Here is a 16,339-nt window from a genome sequence, read left to right on the forward strand (position 1 = left end):
CTCTATGCACGACGAACTCCCTTCGACGCCGCCCTGCCACGGTGTACGTGGACCACGCGCGACAGGCGCCCACCGCGACGGCGGTGCCCCTGTTCGTAGGAGCGAAAGGCGGCCCAGCACACCATGAGGGCGAGGGCGAAGACCGGGAGCCAGGCGAGGCGGGCCAGGACCCACGCGAAATTGTCGGGGGTGGTGTGCAGTCCCGGGAGACGGCCCGCGAACAGGCCCGAGGCGGTGACCGACATCAGCGCCGTCTGGTGCCACAGGAAGATCGTCATCGCGGAGAGGTTTACGAACGCCACCGCCGCCCACGCCACGGGCCGCCGCATCGCCCGGCGCAACGACTCCCGGAGCAGCAACGCCAGACCGCACTGGGCCACACCGAAGGTGACGGCCGCCAGGGTCGGCGGGTTGAGGTTGGAGACCGCGGAGCCGGGGACGCCGACCATCGACGCCGGGTAACCGGCCCACGCGATGAGCAGCGCGGTCATCGCCGCACCGCCGATCAGCAGCACCCACCCGGAACGCCGGGTCAGCTCACCCCGCATCCAGGCCGCGCCCAGCGTGTACGGGACGAGCCAGCCCGCCGCCACATTGATCCAGCCGAGCCAGGCCGGACCGCCGAAACCGAAGCGTATGAGGTCCACATGGAGGACGACGGCCAGCGGCCACAGCGGGTTGACCCGCGCCACCAGCGGCGTCAGCGCCGTCAGCCCCGCGAAGACCAGCAGGAACCACAGGGGCGACAGGACGAGCTTCAGCAACGCATGCACCGTCGACATGCCCGTCCCCGTCAGGAGCAGACAGACCGCGGCCACCGTCCACAGGCCCAGCACGGCGGCAACCGGCCCGAAGAGGCGCGACAGCCGCGTACGCAGCCACTTCCCGTACGTCGTGCCACGGGCCCGCGCCGACTCGTAACTCCTGCTCGCCACATGCCCGCCCACCAGGAAGAACACCGCGAGTGTCTGGAAGACCCAGGAGACCGGCGCCAGCCATGGCATATACGCCAGCGGGCTCGACGTACGCAGTGCGCCGCCGTCCGCGACCAGCGCCGTGACCAGCCAGTGGCCGAGCACTATGCCGAGTATCGCGAAGGCGCGCAGGGCGTCGAGGGAGCGGTCGCGGTGGGGCGGGGTCGCGGCGTCGATCTGGTGGGTGGCTCGGCGGAGGCGGTGGAGGGCTTCCTGGAGGAGGGGGCGGGGGCGGGGGCTTGTGGTGCTCTGCGAAAGGCCTGGCTGGGCAGCATTCCTTGTGGAGCCCTTTGGGGGGCCCTCCCCCTCCCCCACCCTCCCCCTCAACTTCAGCTCACGCACGGGTCACCTCCGAAGTCTCGCCGAGCACGATCCGAGCCAGGTTGTCCAGGGACACCGAGCCCGGCTTGAGGTAGTCGCTGTGGCCGCCGTCGCCCGCCGCGAAGACGCGCGCGCCGAAGTCCGGCGACACGGGGTCGGTGCCGAAACCGACGGTGGTGCCGAAGAGGTCGGCCTTGGCGTGCGGGACGTCCGCGATCCAGTCGCCGGCGCCTCGGCCCGCCCAGACTCGGGCGTCCGTGTGCAGCCCGGCGACGGAGTCGGCACCGGTTCCGGGGCTGCCGAAGAGTGCGATGTCAGAGACGTCGAGGTCGCCCTCGCCGCTTGCGGCACGCGAGGCACCGGATAAACCGGTGGGCCCAGCGGACCCTGCGGACCCTGCGGACCCGACGGATCCGGCGGACCGTACGGAACCGGCGGCCCGGAACGCGCTCTCGGCCGCCTCTGCACATGCGACGGTTCCGTACGAGTGGCACAGGAGGGAGACCCGGGCCCGCGGATTCAAGGCCTCCAACTCCCGTATGAAACCTCGCAGTTCAGGCGCCGCATCCTTCGCACGCCCCATGGTGAGGACCTCGGGGCTTATGGTTCCGGGCGTCTCATAGCCGAGCCAGGCGACGACCGCGCCACGTATGCCGAGCCGTTTGTGCAAGGCGTCGGCACCTGCGCGGAAGCGCTCGTACGTGTCCAGGTTCGTGTCGGAGCCGGGCACGAGTACGGCCACACGCTCGGCTCTCGCCAGGTCGCCGAAGATCTCGACCGCGCGGCCGGAGCCGCGGGCGTCGAAGGAGAGGAAGTGCCGACCGGGGTCCGCCATCGAGCGAACCGCTGCCGCGCGGCCGTGGTCGCCGTGGTCGGCAGCCATGCGGGCGGCCTCGGCGGCGTTCGCTCGGTTCGCGGCGTACGCCTCATCCAGGTTGGCCGGGGTCACCGCCGTGAGGCGGGCCGGTGCGGGGGCCGGGATCTCCGGGTGTGCGGCAGCGGCCGATATGGGAACGACGACGGCGGCGGTGACCAGCGCGGCGAGCAGACCGCGCGACAGCCGGGCGCGCCGCCCGAGCCGCCCCGACCGACGCGCCCGAGCAGAACCAGCATCCGGACCAGCCGAACGAGCCGACCCAGTCGCCTCCTCCTCCGCCCCCGCCGCCGAATCCGGCCTCGCTCCAGGCTCCGGCAGCCTCAGCCTCCCCCGCACCCCCATGACGCCCGTGCCCCCACTCCCAGCTCGCCGACCCGCTCATCGGGCCTCACTGGAAAGGAAGTTACGGACGCGGCCTCGTGGTCGGCGTCCCGCCAGGGAGCTCACCTGGGACGTAGCTCTCAGGTACTACGGGTAGCACCGGGCGGCTGAACCGGAGCAAGGCGAAGGACCGGGAAGGACGCAGCCCCCGGGCCACCGATCCGTCCGGCCCGCCCGCGGCCTTCATCGACGTCGGCGTCGCCGAGGTCCTCCGCGACGAGGACGTCGCCCGCGCCTCCCGCTTGGGGGCCTGCGGCGTCCAGGCCGGGCTGCGCGTCTGGGCCGGCGGCTTCCACATGTTCGACGGCACCGCCCCTACAGCGGTCCTGTCCACCGCCGCGCCCTCACGGCCCGCACCGCCTGGATGCGCCGCCCTCTCGGCGCCTGAGTGCAAGGCGTGCTCCGGCAGGCACTTCCCGCATCGACCACCACCTCGAGTAGACCGACGCGACCGGGGCCGATCTCGCGCAGGCCGAGCGGCAGCAAATACTTGGCTAGCCACATGTTTGTGTTACGTTGGTTATGTGTCCAGCCACCTAAGTGGGTGGCGACACGAGAGGAGTCGTCATGAAAGCCATCCTGTTCGACCGTTTCGGTGGCACGGAAGTGCTGCGCGAGGCGGACATCGAGGTCCCGCAGCCCGGCCCCGGCCAGGTCCGCGTCCGCGTCAAGGCGGCCGGGCTGAACGCGCTGGACGGCAAGATCCGCTCCGGGGCGCTGGAGGCGCTGTTCCCGACGCCGCTCCCCGCCGTCCCCGGTCGCGAGCTCGCCGGCGTGGTGGACGCCCTGGGTGAGGGTGTGCGGGACGTGCAGGTGGGTGACGAGGTGCTGGGCTGGTCGGACACCGGCTCGTACGCCGAGTACGCGCTGGCCACCATCGTGGCCCCCAAGCCCGCCGACCTCGACTGGCAGCACGCGGTCGCGCTGCCGGTGGCGGGCGAGACGGCCGAGCGGGTCCTGAACCTGCTGGGCGTCACCGCCGGGGAGACCGTGCTGATGCACGGCGCGGCCGGAGGGGTCGGAACCCTGGCGGTCCAGCTCGCCGCGGCCCGCGGAGCCCGTGTCATCGGCACCGCCGGCCCCGCCAACCAGGAATACCTCGCCTCGCTCGGCGCCACCGCGACCGTTTACGGCGAGGGCCTGGTCGAGCGGGTCCGGGCGCTCGCCCCCGACGGCGTGGACGCGGTGTTCGACCTGGCCGGGAAGGGAGCCCTCGAGGACTCCATAACCCTGCGGGGCGGCACCGAGCGCATCGTCACCATCGCCGACTTCCGCGCGCAGCAGCTCGGCATCACCTTCGCCAGCGGCCCCGCGGAGGCATCGGCCGCCCGCCTGGCCGCCCTGGCGCAGGATGCCGCGGCCGGCAAGGTCGTCACCACCGTCACCGCCTACCCGCTCGCCCGGGCCGCCACGGCCCAGCAGGTCAGCGACGCCGGGCATGTCCGGGGCAAGCTCGTCCTCACCCTCGACTGATCACGCCCGCCTCTCCTTCCGCCACGCCCCCGCTTTCCCGATCAGCACCTGCTCGTCACCGCACCGAAGGACCATTCATGCTGAACTCCCTGTGGACATCGACCACCGTCGGTGACATCTCCCTCCCGCACCGCCTGGTCATGGCTCCTATGACCCGTGACCGCTCCACACCTGAAGGCGTACCGACCGAGCTGAACGCCGAGTACTACGCCCAGCGGGCCTCGCACGCGCTCATCATCACCGAGGGAACCCAGCCCTCCACCGACGGCCAGGGTTACCTCCTCACCCCCGGCATCCACAATGAGGAGCAGATCGCCGGGTGGCGCAAGGTCACCGACGCCGTGCACGCGGCCGACGGCCGGATCGTCATCCAGCTGATGCACACCGGACGCATCGCCCACCCCGACAACACCCCCCACGGGCGCCGGCCGGTCGCCCCTTCGGCGATCCGGCCGGAGGGCGTGATGTTCACCGCGTCCGGGCCCCAGGAGATGCCGGCACCCCGTGCTCTGTCGACGCAGGAGGTCGCGGCGACCGTCGACGACTTCCGCCGCGCCGCAGCGGCTGCCGTCGCGGCAGGCGCCGACGGCGTGGAGATCCACGGCGCCAACGGCTACCTGGTGCACCAGTTCCTGTCCGACAACACCAACCAGCGCACCGACCGCTACGGCGGTTCCCTCGACAACCGCATCCGCTTCGCCGTCGAGGTGGCCGCTGCCGTGGCCGACGAAATCGGCGCCGACCGCACCGGCCTGCGCATCTCCCCCGGCAACCCCTACAACGACATCGCCGAGTCCGACACCGCCGAGCTGTATCCGGCTCTCCTGCGGGCCCTCAGCCCGCTCGGCCTCGCCTACCTCCACGTGATGCACGTGGGCGATGAGGAGCTGCTGGGCGCCCTGCGCGCGCTGTGGCCGACCACGCTGATCCTCAACCGCGCCGGCACCGATCTGCCCACCCGCGCCAAGGACGTCGACCACGGCACGGCCGACCTTGTCTCCGTCGGCGCCCTCGCACTGGCCAACCCGGACCTGGTCGAGCGGCTACGCTCTGACGCGCCGCTGAACACCCCCGACCCGGCGACCTTCTACGGCGGCGGAGTGGCCGGCTACACCGACTACCCCACCCATACCGTCTGAGGAACCCAACCATGCCCGCCCCGACACCCCGCGTCCCCACCACGGCCAGCGAGGGGCCGATGAGCTACGCGATCTTCCAGCTCGCCCGCGCTCACCGCGCCCGCGCCGCCGCCATGCTCCGCGAGATGGACCTGCATCCCGGACAGGAACTGCTGCTGATGCAACTCCTCGACCGGGACGGCCAGACCCAGTCCGAGCTGCTCGAAAGCGTCGGCCTGGACCACTCCACCGTCTCCAAGTCCCTACGCCGTATGCAGGACGCCGGCCTGCTCATCCGCGAGCCGGCCCCACACGACCGGCGTGTCATGGTCGTCCACCTCACCGACAAGGGCCGTGCCATGCGCGAGCCCCTGGCAGCCATGTGGCGGGCCCTGGAGGAGACCTCCGCGCGGAACCTGTCGGCGCAGCAGGCAGAGTCCTTCGTCCGCACCGCCTACGTCATCGCCGACGCGATCAACAGCCGCGCTCTTCCGCAAGAAGAGTCCACCTGACTCCTTCTGTTTGCACCCGATGTCCGCATGCCCCACCCGACACATGGAGAGGTACGCGGACATGGGTGCAAATCGCGCGCGTGATCCACTACGCAGTGGCTGCTGTGCTCGTACATGGACTGACCGGTCACCGTTCGCTGCCGCCCGTAACAGCGTGACAGCCCCGTGTCGGCCCACGTCACGGGGCTGGTACCGTCCCGGCCAACGGTCGAACAGCGCTGAGAGGTTGGAGCATGCCGGAGGACGACGCAGCACGCCCAGCCGCGGAACCGGACGCCGTCGCTGCCCGTGCCGCGGCCGAGGAGCAGTCGGCTTTCTCGCATCCGCCCGTCGATCCCGACATCACCGCCGCATACGGCGACCACCCCGACCAGGTGATCGACTTCTATGCGCCGCGCGGGGGCGAGGAGTCGGCCCCGTTCGTCGTCGTTCTGCACGGGGGTGCCTGGCGGGCCGCGTACGACCGTCGGCACATCACCCCGTTCGCGGACTTCCTGGCCCGGCGGGGTTTCGCCGTGGCCAACGTCGAGTACCGGCGTGGCGGAGGCGGTTCGGGGGAGGGCGATGACGGTTCCGTCGCGGGGCGTTGGCCGGACACCTTCGACGACGTCGCCGCCGCGCTCGACGCGCTCCCCGGTCTCGTACGGGAGGCCCTGCCGCAGGCCGATGCGCGCCGTACGGTGATCACCGGGCACTCGGCGGGCGGGCATCTCGCCCTGTGGGCCGCCGCCCGGCATCTGCTGCCGACGGACGCACCATGGCGTACGGAGCGGCCGGCGCCACTGAGGGGCGTCGTCGCGCTGGCTCCGATCGCGGACTTCGCCGTCGCCGAGAAACTGGACGTATGCGCCGGCGCGGCTCTTCAACTCCTGGGTGGAGAGGGGCAGTTCGGTGAGCGGCAGCCGTACGCCGATCCCGCTCTTCTGCTGCCGACCGGAATTGCCACGACCCTCGTGCAGGGCCGGACCGATGTCGTCGTGCCTCAGGCTGTCGCCGAGGCGTACGCGGACGCGGCGGCGAAGGCCGGGGAGGTGGTGGGGCTTACGCTCCTCGAGGACGTGGGGCACTTCCCGCTGATCGATCCGGCTGCGGACGCGTGTGCGGTGGTGGCGGAGGAGATCGCGCAGCTGGGTTGGTGAGCCGGGTGGGCGATGGCGGACGTCCGCGGCATCGGCCCGGGTCGCCGGGCCGCGTCCGCAAGTGGGCCGGGCATCTCGTCGGCGTCGACCTGGACGACGTACACGCCCAGGTGCACGACGCGGTCGACTCCATCGCCGAGCGGCTCGACCGGGACGCCGGTAACGGACGCGAGTGGCGACGACCACACGAAACAAGTCCGATCGCGGAGACAACGTAAGTACGGCTACTCAGGTGGCAGCGGCTCCCCGACGACATGGTTGACCTCAACAAGCCGAGCAACACCGTGTCGTCTCGAAGGAGTTCGGAAATGGCTGCCTCTTCGCGTTCCCTGGCCCAGAGCCTTCGCCACCACCTGGCGAACCCTGCCGCCCTCGGCTATCTGGCCCTCGTGGCCGCCGTCGGTGTCTGGGTCGGGGTGGACGCACTGTTCGTCGAGCACGCGGACGCCAGTCTTGCGGGATTCTGGCTGTTCGTCGTCACCGCTCCGACCTCGTTCCTGTTCTTGGCCCTTCCTGGCGCGCTGCCCTTCATCGGGGTAGCTGTCGGAGCTGTCGCCCAGGCGTCCGCGCTCGGCGCCGCGTACCGCTGGTTCCGTAACCGGCCCGCGCAGCGTGCGGGCATCAGCAACGCCTGACGCACCATCAACTTCGAACATGGCCATGCGCGCAGCCACCGACCGGCGGCGGAGCCACACACGGATGCGGCCCCGCCGTCCCAGCAGGCGCAGGCAGTACGACTCAGCCCACCAGCCCCGCCAACACCCGCGCCGCCCTCTCCACATCCCCGAACCCCACGTACAACGGCGTGAAGCCGAAGCGCAGGATGTCCGGTTCGCGGAAGTCGCCGACCACGCCCTGTGCGATCAGGCGGCGCATCACCTCGCGCGCGTCATCGCAGCGCAACGCGACCTGGCTCCCCCGGTCCGCATGGGCCGACGGAGTCACGGACTCCACCCGGCCCTCGGGGACGTACGCCGCGACGCAGTCCAGGAAGAAATCCGTGAGCGCGAGGGACTTGGTGCGGACCGTCTCGATCGACATCTCTTCCCACACCTCCAGCGCCGCCTCCAGGGCCAGCATGGAGAGGATGTCCGGGGTGCCGACGCGGCCGCGCGGTGCGCCTCCCGCCGGTTCGTACTCCGACCGCATGCCGAAGGGGTCCACGTGGGAGTTCCAGCCGGGGAGTGGGGAGTCGAAGCGGTCCTGGAGATCGCGGCGTACGTACAAGAAGGCCGGTGAACCGGGGCCGCCGTTCAGGTACTTGTACGTGCAGCCGACCGCCAGATCCACCCCGTGCTCGTCGAGCCCCACCGGCAGGGCGCCCGCGCTGTGGCACAGGTCCCAGACGGCGACTGCTCCCGCCTCGTGGATCGCCGATGTCAGGGACGGGAGGTCGTGCAGGCGACCCGTGCGGTAGTCGACGTGGTTCAGCAGCACCGCCGCGGTACGCGGGCCGAGGGCCGAAGGTACGTCGCGAGGGGTCACCGCACGCACCGTACAGCCGGTCATACGCGCCGCCGACTGGGCGATGTAACCGTCCGTGGGGAAGGTCGTGGCATCCACCAGAATCTCGTCCCGGCCTTCACCGGCCAGCCGCACCGCCCCGACAACCGCCTTGAACACGTTGACACTCGTCGAGTCGCCCACCACGATCTGCCCGGCCGCCGCGCCCACCAGCGGAGCGATCCGGTCGCCGATCCGTTCGGGTGCCGTCCACCAGCCGCTCTCGTCCCAGGAGCGGATCCGCAGCTCACCCCACTGCCGCCGTACGACGTCCTCGACCCGGCCGGGCACGGCCGCCGGCAGCGCGCCGAGCGAGTTCCCGTCCAGGTACACAACGTCGTCCAGCACGAACTGCGAACGCAGCTTGGCCAGTTCGTCCGCCGCGTCCAACTCCGCGGCCCTGACGCTCAGTTCAGACCGTTCAGGCCGTTCAGTCAGTTCAGACATAGGACCGCGCCGTCCACAGCTCGGGGAACACGTTCTTCCGCGCCCGCTTCTCCAGCCAGGCCACACCCGCCGAACCCCCGGTCCCGGCCTTCGCGCCCATCGCACGCCGCGTCGCGACCAGGTGATCGTTGCGCCATCGCCACACCAGCTCGGCGACATCGGTCAGCGCCTCACCGAGGCGGGCCAGTTCGGAGGTGTCGTCGCCCGCGTACAGGGACGCCCACACTTGCTCGACCTCGGGCGACGGCTCGTACCTGAGCGAGACGTCGCGCTCGAGCACGGCGGCGGGAATCGCGTAGCCGCGCCGGGCCAGGAGCCTCAGCACCTCGTCGTACAGGCTCGGTTCATGCAGCGCCTTCTCCAGCTCGGCGTGCACGCGAGGCGCGCCCCGGTGCGGTACGAGCATGGACGAGGACTTCTCGCCGAGCAGGAACTCCATCCGCCGGTACATCGCGGACTGGAAGCCGGAGCCTTCCCCGAGGGCATTGCGATACGAGTTGAACTGGGCCGGGGTCAGCTGGCCCAGGGGCCTCCAGGAGGCGTTCAGCGCCTCCAGCTCCCGTACGGACCGCTTCAGCGCCGCCACCGCGACCGGCACGTCGTCCTCGCGCAGCGCCTTTGTCGCGGTCTCCCACTCGTGGACGATGACCGTGAACCACAGCTCCATCACCTGGGTCGTGACCAGGAAGACCATCTCTCCGGGATCGTCGGAGAGGGTGTGCTGGAGGTGGGTGAGCACATCCGCCTGTACGTAGTCCTCGTACGGGGTCGTGCCCTGGAAGTCGAGATGCGGGGTCTCGGGCTCTTCAGCCTCGTGGGACATCGCTGTCTCCTGTTGTGTACTCCGGGTAGCGGTCCGCCCCTGCCGTTTTCGACACGGGGGCCCCGGTCCCCACCTGCATCTTCCGGGTCGCCTAGCGGGTCCGCAAGGGCGACCTGGTCACACCGGTCAGGTGCGCAGGCTCCACCGGGAACATCGCACATACAGCAACCACACAGCTTGTGAGGAGTGTGTGACGACTCGCATCTCCCCTGCGGGCGTCCATTTCGGCTTCTACGTTGGGCAGTTGGAGTTGAACGTTCGACATGGGGGGAACCGTGACGAACTCTGTCTCGGGCGTATGTGAAGGCGCCGGGAACGAGAGCACGACCGAGACCGCGGCCGAGAACGGCGACATAGCCGGGACCCCGGCCGAGGCCACGGCCGAGGACAGCAGCACGACCGGGACCGCCGCCGAGAGCGGCAGCACGACCAGGTCTGTATCCGCATCCGAAGCCGCAGCCACCTCCGCCTCCGAGAGCGACCCGGTATTCGTCGACTCCAGCGGGCGTCGCCCCCGCTGGGTCCGCCGTGTCGGGTGGGGTATGGGGGGCATCTGCATCACTTACTGCCTGACCCTCGGGCTGAGCCTCGCCGGGGCGGCACCCTTCGCTCCCGAGACGCTGATGCCGATACGCGACCGGGACCGAGAACCGTCCATCGGCGCCGCCGACGGGCGGGACCAGGACGCGTCGGAGTCCAGCAGGAGTGGGCGTAACGATTCAGCACGGGCCGGGGCGGCGGACCCGTCGACCGGCCGCCCGAGCGAGACGCCGACCTCCGGGGAGGCCGAGGGAGGCGAGGGAGAGGCCGCGGGCGGCAGGAACACCGCCCCCGAGGCATCCGCTCCCGATCGCCCGACGACCACGTCACCCCCCGCGCCCGCTCCTCCCGCCGACAACGAGAACCCGGACGCCCCGGACGAGAACGCCCCGGGCGAAGACACGACAGACCCCACCGATCCCAGCCCGAACGACCCCACCCCCAGTGACCCGACCACCGAACCGCCCTCCCCCTCCGACCCCGGCGGCCCAGGTGGAGGCGGCACCGGCGACGGCGGCACCCTCGGCGACGTGGTCGACGACGTCGTGGACCCGGTCACCGGCACGGTGGACGGGCTCCTGGGCGGGGTCCTTGGGTGACCCGTCTGCTCGCCGACCGCCGGTCGACGTCGACAGCACCACGTTCGACAGCACCAAGGACCTCCCCCGGCCCGACGTCCCGGCGGCCGCGTCCGCACATCGTCGTCCCCTCGCTCGTCCTGCTGGCGCTGGTCTGCGTCCTCATGCTCGGTGGTTACGTACGAGGGGACTACGCCGCCGACCACCGCACCCACCCGCTGGTCGCGGACGGTGACGTACCCCGCAGCGTCCTCAACGGCGGCCCGATCGTCGACACCACCGGAGAACAGCCGCACGCCCACACCACACCCGACCGCACCATCGTGCTGACCTTCGACGACGGCCCGGACCCGACCTGGACCCCGAAGGTCCTCGACGTGCTGCGCGAACACCGGGTGCCGGGCACGTTCTTCGTCACCGGCACCCAGACGTCACGGCATCCGGGCCTCGTCGAGGAGATGGTGGAGGGCGGGCACGAGATCGGGCTGCACACCTTCGGTCACCCCGACCTGGCGTACAAGGACGCGGCGGGCATCGACCGCGAGATGGCGCAGGGGCAGCTCGCGCTCGCGGGTGCGGCCGGGATCCACAGTTCGCTGTTCAGGCCGCCGTACTCCTCGAAGAACGAGGCCCTCGACAACGCCTCCTGGCCGGTGGTCGAGCGGCTCGGTGAGCAGGGCTATCTCGTCGCGTTCATCGACCGGGACACCGAGGACTGGAAGCGGCCGGGGGCCGAGAAGATCGTCGACGCGGCCGTGCCCGAGGGTGACGACGGGGCGATCGTCCTGCTGCACGACTCGGGCGGCGACCGCTCCCAGACCGTCCAGGCCCTGGACCGGCTGATCCCCAAGCTCCAGGCGCGCGGCTACCGGTTCACGACCGTCGCCGACGCCGCCGGGTCCGGCCCGCTGAACCAGCCCGTGTCCGGCACCGAGCTGTGGCAGGGCCGCGCCTTCGTGGCCGCGGTGGTCCTCTCCGAGTGGGCGCTGCCCGTGCTCGCCGGTCTGCTCGCCGTCGTCGGTGCCTTGGTGCTGGGCCGTTTCCTGGCGATGCTCGTCCTCGCCCGGCGCCATGCCCGGACCCGCCGCAGAGCGGACTTCACCTGGGGAGACGGCGATCCGGTCATCGAACCGGTGAGCGTGATCATCCCCGCGTACAACGAGAGCGAGTGCATCGCCGACACCGTGCGCTCGCTCGCCGAGAGCGACCATCCCATCGAGATCATCGTGGTCGACGACGGTTCGACGGACGGCACCGCCGAGATCGCCGCCGCGCTCGACCTGCCGAACGTCACGGTCCTCACCCAGCGCAACAGCGGCAAGGCCACCGCCCTGAACACCGGGATCGCGCACGCCGGTCACGACCTGATCGTGATGATGGACGGCGACACGGTCTTCGAGCCGGACACCGTACGCAGGCTCGTGCAGCCCTTCGCCGACCCCGCCGTCGGCGCGGTCGCGGGCAACGCCAAGGTCGGCAACCGCACCACCATGATCGGCCGCTGGCAGCACATCGAGTACGTGATGGGCTTCAACCTCGACCGCCGCATGTACGACCTGCTGCGCTGCATGCCCACCATCCCGGGCGCCATCGGCGGGTTCCGCCGCGTCGCGATCGAGGCGGCCGGGCGGATGAGCGACGACACGCTCGCCGAGGACACCGACATCACCATGGCCCTGCACCGGGCGGGCTGGCAGGTGGTGTACGAGGAGAAGGCCATCGCGCACACCGAGGCCCCTGGTTCCCTCGGCGAGCTGTGGCGCCAGCGCTACCGCTGGTCGTACGGCACCATGCAGGCGATGTGGAAGCACCGCGGCGCACTGCGCGACCGCGGGCACTCCGGGCGTTTCGGCCGGGTCGGGCTGCCGCTGGTCACCGTCTTCATGGTGCTGACTCCCCTGCTCGCCCCGCTCATCGACCTCTTCGCGATCTACGGCCTCGTCTTCCTGGACCCGGGGCGTACGGCCCTGGCCTGGTGCGCGGTGCTCGGCATCCAGGCCGCCTGCGCCGCGTACGCCTTCCGGCTGGACGGCGAACGGCTTCGGGAGCTGTGGGCGCTTCCCTTCCAGCAGCTGGTCTACCGGCAGTTGATGTACCTGGTGCTCATCCAGGCCTGCCTCACCGCGATCAGCGGCGGCCGGCTGCGCTGGCAGAAACTGCGCAGGACGGGGGAGGTCGGCGCACGCGTCATGGCGAAGGGCGACGGTCCCGCGTCGGCGACCTCGCTCGGCGGCGTCACGGGGCCGAGGACGGCAGACGCGGCACCGGCACCGTCCGCGCCCCAGGCCCGCCCCGCCGGACGCGACCGCTACCTCGACCTGCTCCGCTCCCTCGCCCTGGTCCGCGTCGTCACCTACCACACCTTCGGCTGGGCCTGGCTGACGCTCGCCTTCCCCTCGCTCGGGTTGATGTTCGCGCTGGCCGGCTCGCTGATGGCGCGCTCGCTGAGCAGGCCCGCACCGTCCGTGATCCGCGGCAGGATGCGGCGCCTGCTCATCCCGTTCTGGGTGTTCGCCGCCGTCGCCCTCTGCTGGATGCTGGCGCGCGGCTGGAGTCCCGTACAACTGCCGCGGCTGCTGCTGTGGGTGCTGCCGCTGGGCGATCCGCCGGGCAGCGAGTGGGGCGAGCAGCTGACCGGGACGCTCTGGTACGTACGCGCCTACCTCTGGTTTGTTCTTCTCTCCCCGGCCCTGCTGTGGGCCTGGCGTCGCGCCCCGCTCCCCCTCCTCGGGGGCTTTCTGGCACTGGCCGCGATCAGCCAGTACGAGCTGTGGGACCTGCCGGTCCTGGTCGGCTCGGCCCTCACCGACTTCGGCGTCTTCGGCGCCTGCTGGCTGCTCGGCTTCGCCCACCAGGACGGTTCGCTGGACAGGCTGCGCGCCCGCGGCGTCTGCGCGGCCTCGGCCCTGCTGCTGGCGGCCGGCGGCTGGTTCACGTTCACGCATCCCACGGACGAGGGCTACGACCTGGGCTCGATCCCGCTCGGCCAGGCCCTGTGGTCGCTGGGCTTCGTCCTCCTCCTGATGCGGTTCCGGCCGCGCTCGCTGCCCCGATGGCCATGGCTCGACGGACTGGTCCGGCTCTTCAACGCCCGTGCCGTCACGATCTACCTGTGGCACGAGGTCGCGCTGATCGTCGCCGTGGCGCTGACCGACCGCATGTGGCAGGTGCCGTTCCTGGAGCAGTATCTGCCGCTGGGCTCGGACTGGTTCCTGTTCCTGCTGGTCTGGCCGCTGATCGCGGCGGCGATCCTGACGGTCGGCTGGACCGAGGATCTCGCCTCCCGGAAACGGCCCCATCCGTGGCCCGCAAAACCACCGAAGAAGGCCCCGATCGCCGCCCCCGTGCGATCGTCGGCCGGCGCAGAGAAGGCTGCCCGAACGCCTGCCCGCAAAGTGGCAGACTGCATGCATGACGACTCACAAGAACCTGCTCGGCGGCCCTGAACCGACGCACCTGCCGGAGAACGAAGACGCGTACCGCATGCTGGGCGAGGAGTCCCTGGCGCCCGCCGAAGTAGCGGCGAAGCACCCCACGTTCTCGCTGGCCTGGGCCATGCTCGCCGATGACGCCTTCGAGGCGGGACGCGTGGTCGAGTCGTACGCGTACGCACGCACCGGCTACCACCGCGGCCTCGACCAACTCCGCCGCTCCGGCTGGAAGGGCCACGGCCCCATCCCCTGGGACCACCGCGCCAATCGCGGTTTCCTGCGGTGCCTGGCCGCGCTGGCCCGCGCGGCCGACGAGATCAACGAGAAGGACGAGGCGGAGAGGTGCTGGCAGTTCCTCCAGGACAGCAGCACTGAGGCGTACGCCGCGCTCAGGCGGTAACAGTGGCTTGAGGGTGCCCTTTGCTTGCCTGTTCACCCGGCGTCGGTGTGGACGTCGCTGGGGGCTGCGCCCCCGGACCCCCCTTGGGGGGTCGTACCTCGGCCGCGGGTCGTTCGTGGCTGGTCGCTCCCCCACTCTCGGCTCCGCTCGAGCGGGGGGACCCCATCGCTGCGGAGCCGCAAATTCACTCAGCCCCGCGCCCCTCAAGGGGCGCGGTTGGCGCCGTCCTCATGCGGCGGAGCCGAACTTGCCTGAACCCCGCTCCCCCTCCAGCGGCGGAGCCGTCACGCTCCCGTGGGTCTTGCACTCGGGGCGGCGGCAGTCCGAAGGCGGGCGCCGCACGGTCGTGAACGCGACGACGGCGCCCACCACGAGGATCCCGGCGCACAGTGGCATCGCCCGCGAGAAGGCGTCGTCGAAGGCGCTCGCCGAGCGGTAAGCCTCCGAACCCATCCCCGCGAGCAGCGGTAGCGCGGCGACCGCGACGAGGCCGGCCGCGCGTGCCGCCGCGTTGTTGATGCCGCTGGCCAGGCCCGCCCGCGAGTTGTCCACGGAGGCGAGCACGGTGGCGGTCAGCGGTGCGACCAGGGCGACCATGCCCAGGCCCAGCACGAGGAGTGCGGGCAGGACGTCCAGAACGTACGACGCGTCCGTGCCCACCCGCAGCATCAGCAGCATTCCGGCCGCGCACAGCAGCGGGCCGACGGTGAGGGGGATGCGGGGGCCGATGCGCCGGGCCAGGTCGCCGGAGCGGGCCGAGAGCAGCAGCATGAGGGCGGTGGTGGGGAGCAGGGCCGTACCAGCCCCCAACGCCGAGTAGCCGGAGACGACCTGGAGCTGGAGCGCGGCGAGGAAGAAGAAGCCGCTGAAGGCCGCGTACACGCACAGGGTCACCACATTGACCGCCGTGAACTGGCGGGACTCGAAGATGTCGAGCGGCATCATCGGATCGGCCCGTCGCCGCTCGACGTACACGAAGGCGATGCCCGCCACCACACCCACGCCCGCCGTCACGGTGACGACCAGCGTGCCGCTCCGGGCCTCGATCAGGGCGTACGTCACCAGGGCGAGGGAGAGCGCGCCGAGGGCAGCGCCGAGTACGTCGAAGCCGCGGCCGTGTTCCCGCCCGTCCTTCGACTCCGGCACGTGGCGCAGGGCGATCGGCGCGCACAGCAGGGCGAGCGGGACGTTGAGCAGGAACACCCAGCGCCAGCCGGGGCCGTCCACCAGCCAGCCGCCGAGGAAGGGGCCGATCGCGGCGCCGACACCGCCGAACCCCGACCACAGGCCGACGGCCTTTCCCCGGTCGTCGGGATGGAAGGAGGCCTGGATGAGGGAGAGCGAGCCGGGGGTGAGCAGCGCACCACCGATGCCCTGGAGGGCGCGGGCCGCGATGAGCACAGGGGCGTTCGGTGCGATGCCGCACAGCAGGGACGCCGCCGCGAACCAGATCACGCCGACGACGAAGACCTTCCGCCGCCCGAAGCGGTCGCCCAGGGCGCCGCCCAGGAGGATCAGACCCGCGAGGGTCACCATGTACGCGTTGACGGTCCACTGGAGGGCGGCGAGATCGGCGTCCAGGTCACGGCCGATGCGCGGCAGCGCGACGTTCACCACCGTCGAGTCCAGCAACGCCATGCTCGAACCGAGCACCGTGGTCAGCAGGATCCATCGCCCCGTGGGGGTGCCGATCCTGACGCCCGAACCCTGCTGGTTCTCCTGGTTCTCCTGCTCAAGGGCAGCCATACCCGGAGCATACGGAACGGCCCGGCGCCCCACAGGGTGCCGGACCGTCCGAAAAGGGCGCCTACGCCGCCGACGC

Annotated in this window: 13 protein-coding genes and 2 pseudogenes; 10 read left to right on the plus strand and 5 right to left on the minus strand. The window is 71.2% G+C overall.

Features of this window, described 5'->3' with window-relative positions; genetic code table 11:
* Positions 1-2: 2 nt before the first annotated feature.
* Both ACGFNK_RS07745 and ACGFNK_RS07750 read right to left on the minus strand, forming a co-directional pair.
* On the minus strand, positions 3-1,151 hold the full coding sequence (locus tag ACGFNK_RS07745) for an acyltransferase (RefSeq protein ID WP_393413289.1): 1,149 nt from the start codon (positions 1,149-1,151) through the stop codon (positions 3-5).
* Positions 1,152-1,308: 157 nt separating this feature from the next.
* Positions 1,309-2,244 carry an alpha/beta hydrolase gene (locus ACGFNK_RS07750; RefSeq protein ID WP_393412950.1) on the minus strand — a complete coding sequence of 312 codons (936 nt, stop codon included), beginning with the start codon at positions 2,242-2,244 and terminating at the stop codon, positions 1,309-1,311.
* A gap of 876 nt (positions 2,245-3,120) precedes the next feature.
* On the opposite strand from ACGFNK_RS07750, the gene ACGFNK_RS07755 reads away from it, so the two are divergent.
* From ACGFNK_RS07755 to ACGFNK_RS07780, 6 genes are all read left to right on the plus strand, one after another.
* Positions 3,121-4,026, plus strand: a complete 906-nt coding sequence (locus ACGFNK_RS07755; RefSeq protein ID WP_393412952.1) for an NADP-dependent oxidoreductase — start codon at positions 3,121-3,123, stop codon at positions 4,024-4,026.
* Between the two features lie 77 nt (positions 4,027-4,103).
* Positions 4,104-5,165, plus strand: a complete 1,062-nt coding sequence (locus ACGFNK_RS07760; RefSeq protein ID WP_393412954.1) for an alkene reductase — start codon at positions 4,104-4,106, stop codon at positions 5,163-5,165.
* 11 nt (positions 5,166-5,176) lie between these two features.
* On the plus strand, positions 5,177-5,656 hold the full coding sequence (locus tag ACGFNK_RS07765) for a MarR family winged helix-turn-helix transcriptional regulator (RefSeq protein WP_393412956.1): 480 nt from the start codon (positions 5,177-5,179) through the stop codon (positions 5,654-5,656).
* 233 nt (positions 5,657-5,889) lie between these two features.
* Entirely contained in the window at positions 5,890-6,795 is a 906-nt protein-coding gene (locus ACGFNK_RS07770; RefSeq protein WP_393412958.1) for an alpha/beta hydrolase, read from the plus strand.
* Between the two features lie 5 nt (positions 6,796-6,800).
* Positions 6,801-7,013 carry a hypothetical protein gene (locus ACGFNK_RS07775; RefSeq protein ID WP_393412960.1) on the plus strand — a complete coding sequence of 71 codons (213 nt, stop codon included), beginning with the start codon at positions 6,801-6,803 and terminating at the stop codon, positions 7,011-7,013.
* Between the two features lie 90 nt (positions 7,014-7,103).
* Complete coding sequence (locus ACGFNK_RS07780; RefSeq protein WP_393412962.1) at positions 7,104-7,430, plus strand: SCO4225 family membrane protein; 327 nt, start codon at positions 7,104-7,106, stop codon at positions 7,428-7,430.
* Positions 7,431-7,533: 103 nt separating this feature from the next.
* Here ACGFNK_RS07780 and kynU read toward each other — a convergent pair whose 3' ends face one another.
* Together kynU and ACGFNK_RS07790 are read right to left on the minus strand one after the other, a co-directional pair.
* Entirely contained in the window at positions 7,534-8,745 is a 1,212-nt protein-coding gene (gene kynU, locus ACGFNK_RS07785) for a kynureninase (protein WP_393412964.1), read from the minus strand.
* Complete coding sequence (locus ACGFNK_RS07790; protein WP_393412966.1) at positions 8,738-9,568, minus strand: tryptophan 2,3-dioxygenase family protein; 831 nt, start codon at positions 9,566-9,568, stop codon at positions 8,738-8,740. Before ACGFNK_RS07790 ends, kynU begins: the two co-directional genes overlap by 8 nt.
* A gap of 275 nt (positions 9,569-9,843) precedes the next feature.
* Here ACGFNK_RS07790 and ACGFNK_RS07795 point away from each other — a divergent pair, with 275 nt between their 5' ends.
* The 4 genes and pseudogenes from ACGFNK_RS07795 (at position 9,844) to ACGFNK_RS07810 (ending at position 14,517) form a co-directional block, all read left to right on the plus strand.
* Positions 9,844-10,707: a hypothetical protein gene (locus ACGFNK_RS07795; RefSeq protein WP_393412968.1), complete on the plus strand. Its 864-nt coding sequence runs from the start codon at positions 9,844-9,846 to the stop codon at positions 10,705-10,707.
* Positions 10,708-10,850: 143 nt separating this feature from the next.
* Positions 10,851-12,866 (plus strand): annotated as a pseudogene (locus ACGFNK_RS07800) (bifunctional polysaccharide deacetylase/glycosyltransferase family 2 protein); the annotation flags it as partial.
* Between the two features lie 186 nt (positions 12,867-13,052).
* Positions 13,053-14,132 (plus strand): annotated as a pseudogene (locus ACGFNK_RS07805) (acyltransferase); the annotation flags it as partial.
* On the plus strand, positions 14,098-14,517 hold the full coding sequence (locus tag ACGFNK_RS07810) for a DUF3151 domain-containing protein (protein WP_393412970.1): 420 nt from the start codon (positions 14,098-14,100) through the stop codon (positions 14,515-14,517). The pseudogene ACGFNK_RS07805 and the gene ACGFNK_RS07810, both read left to right, overlap by 35 nt.
* 228 nt (positions 14,518-14,745) lie before the next feature.
* On the opposite strand, the gene ACGFNK_RS07815 is transcribed toward ACGFNK_RS07810, so the two are convergent.
* A complete protein-coding gene (locus ACGFNK_RS07815; RefSeq protein ID WP_393412972.1) occupies positions 14,746-16,263 on the minus strand; it encodes an MFS transporter in 1,518 nt (505 codons plus the stop codon).
* Positions 16,264-16,339: the final 76 nt, after the last annotated feature.

The organism is Streptomyces sp. NPDC048825, assembly GCF_043198355.1.
In the GTDB taxonomy this organism is placed as follows: domain Bacteria; phylum Actinomycetota; class Actinomycetes; order Streptomycetales; family Streptomycetaceae; genus Streptomyces; species Streptomyces xiangluensis.

Coding starts and splice junctions, on each gene's coding strand:
- ACGFNK_RS07755 (WP_393412952.1), top strand. CDS start 3,121: ATGAAAGCCATCCTGTTCGACCGTTTCGGTGGCACGGAAGTGCTGCGC.
- ACGFNK_RS07760 (WP_393412954.1), top strand. CDS start 4,104: ATGCTGAACTCCCTGTGGACATCGACCACCGTCGGTGACATCTCCCTC.
- ACGFNK_RS07765 (WP_393412956.1), top strand. CDS start 5,177: ATGCCCGCCCCGACACCCCGCGTCCCCACCACGGCCAGCGAGGGGCCG.
- ACGFNK_RS07770 (WP_393412958.1), top strand. CDS start 5,890: ATGCCGGAGGACGACGCAGCACGCCCAGCCGCGGAACCGGACGCCGTC.
- ACGFNK_RS07780 (WP_393412962.1), top strand. CDS start 7,104: ATGGCTGCCTCTTCGCGTTCCCTGGCCCAGAGCCTTCGCCACCACCTG.
- kynU (WP_393412964.1), bottom strand. CDS start 8,745: ATGTCTGAACTGACTGAACGGCCTGAACGGTCTGAACTGAGCGTCAGG.
- ACGFNK_RS07790 (WP_393412966.1), bottom strand. CDS start 9,568: ATGTCCCACGAGGCTGAAGAGCCCGAGACCCCGCATCTCGACTTCCAG.
- ACGFNK_RS07810 (WP_393412970.1), top strand. CDS start 14,098: ATGACGACTCACAAGAACCTGCTCGGCGGCCCTGAACCGACGCACCTG.
- ACGFNK_RS07815 (WP_393412972.1), bottom strand. CDS start 16,263: ATGGCTGCCCTTGAGCAGGAGAACCAGGAGAACCAGCAGGGTTCGGGC.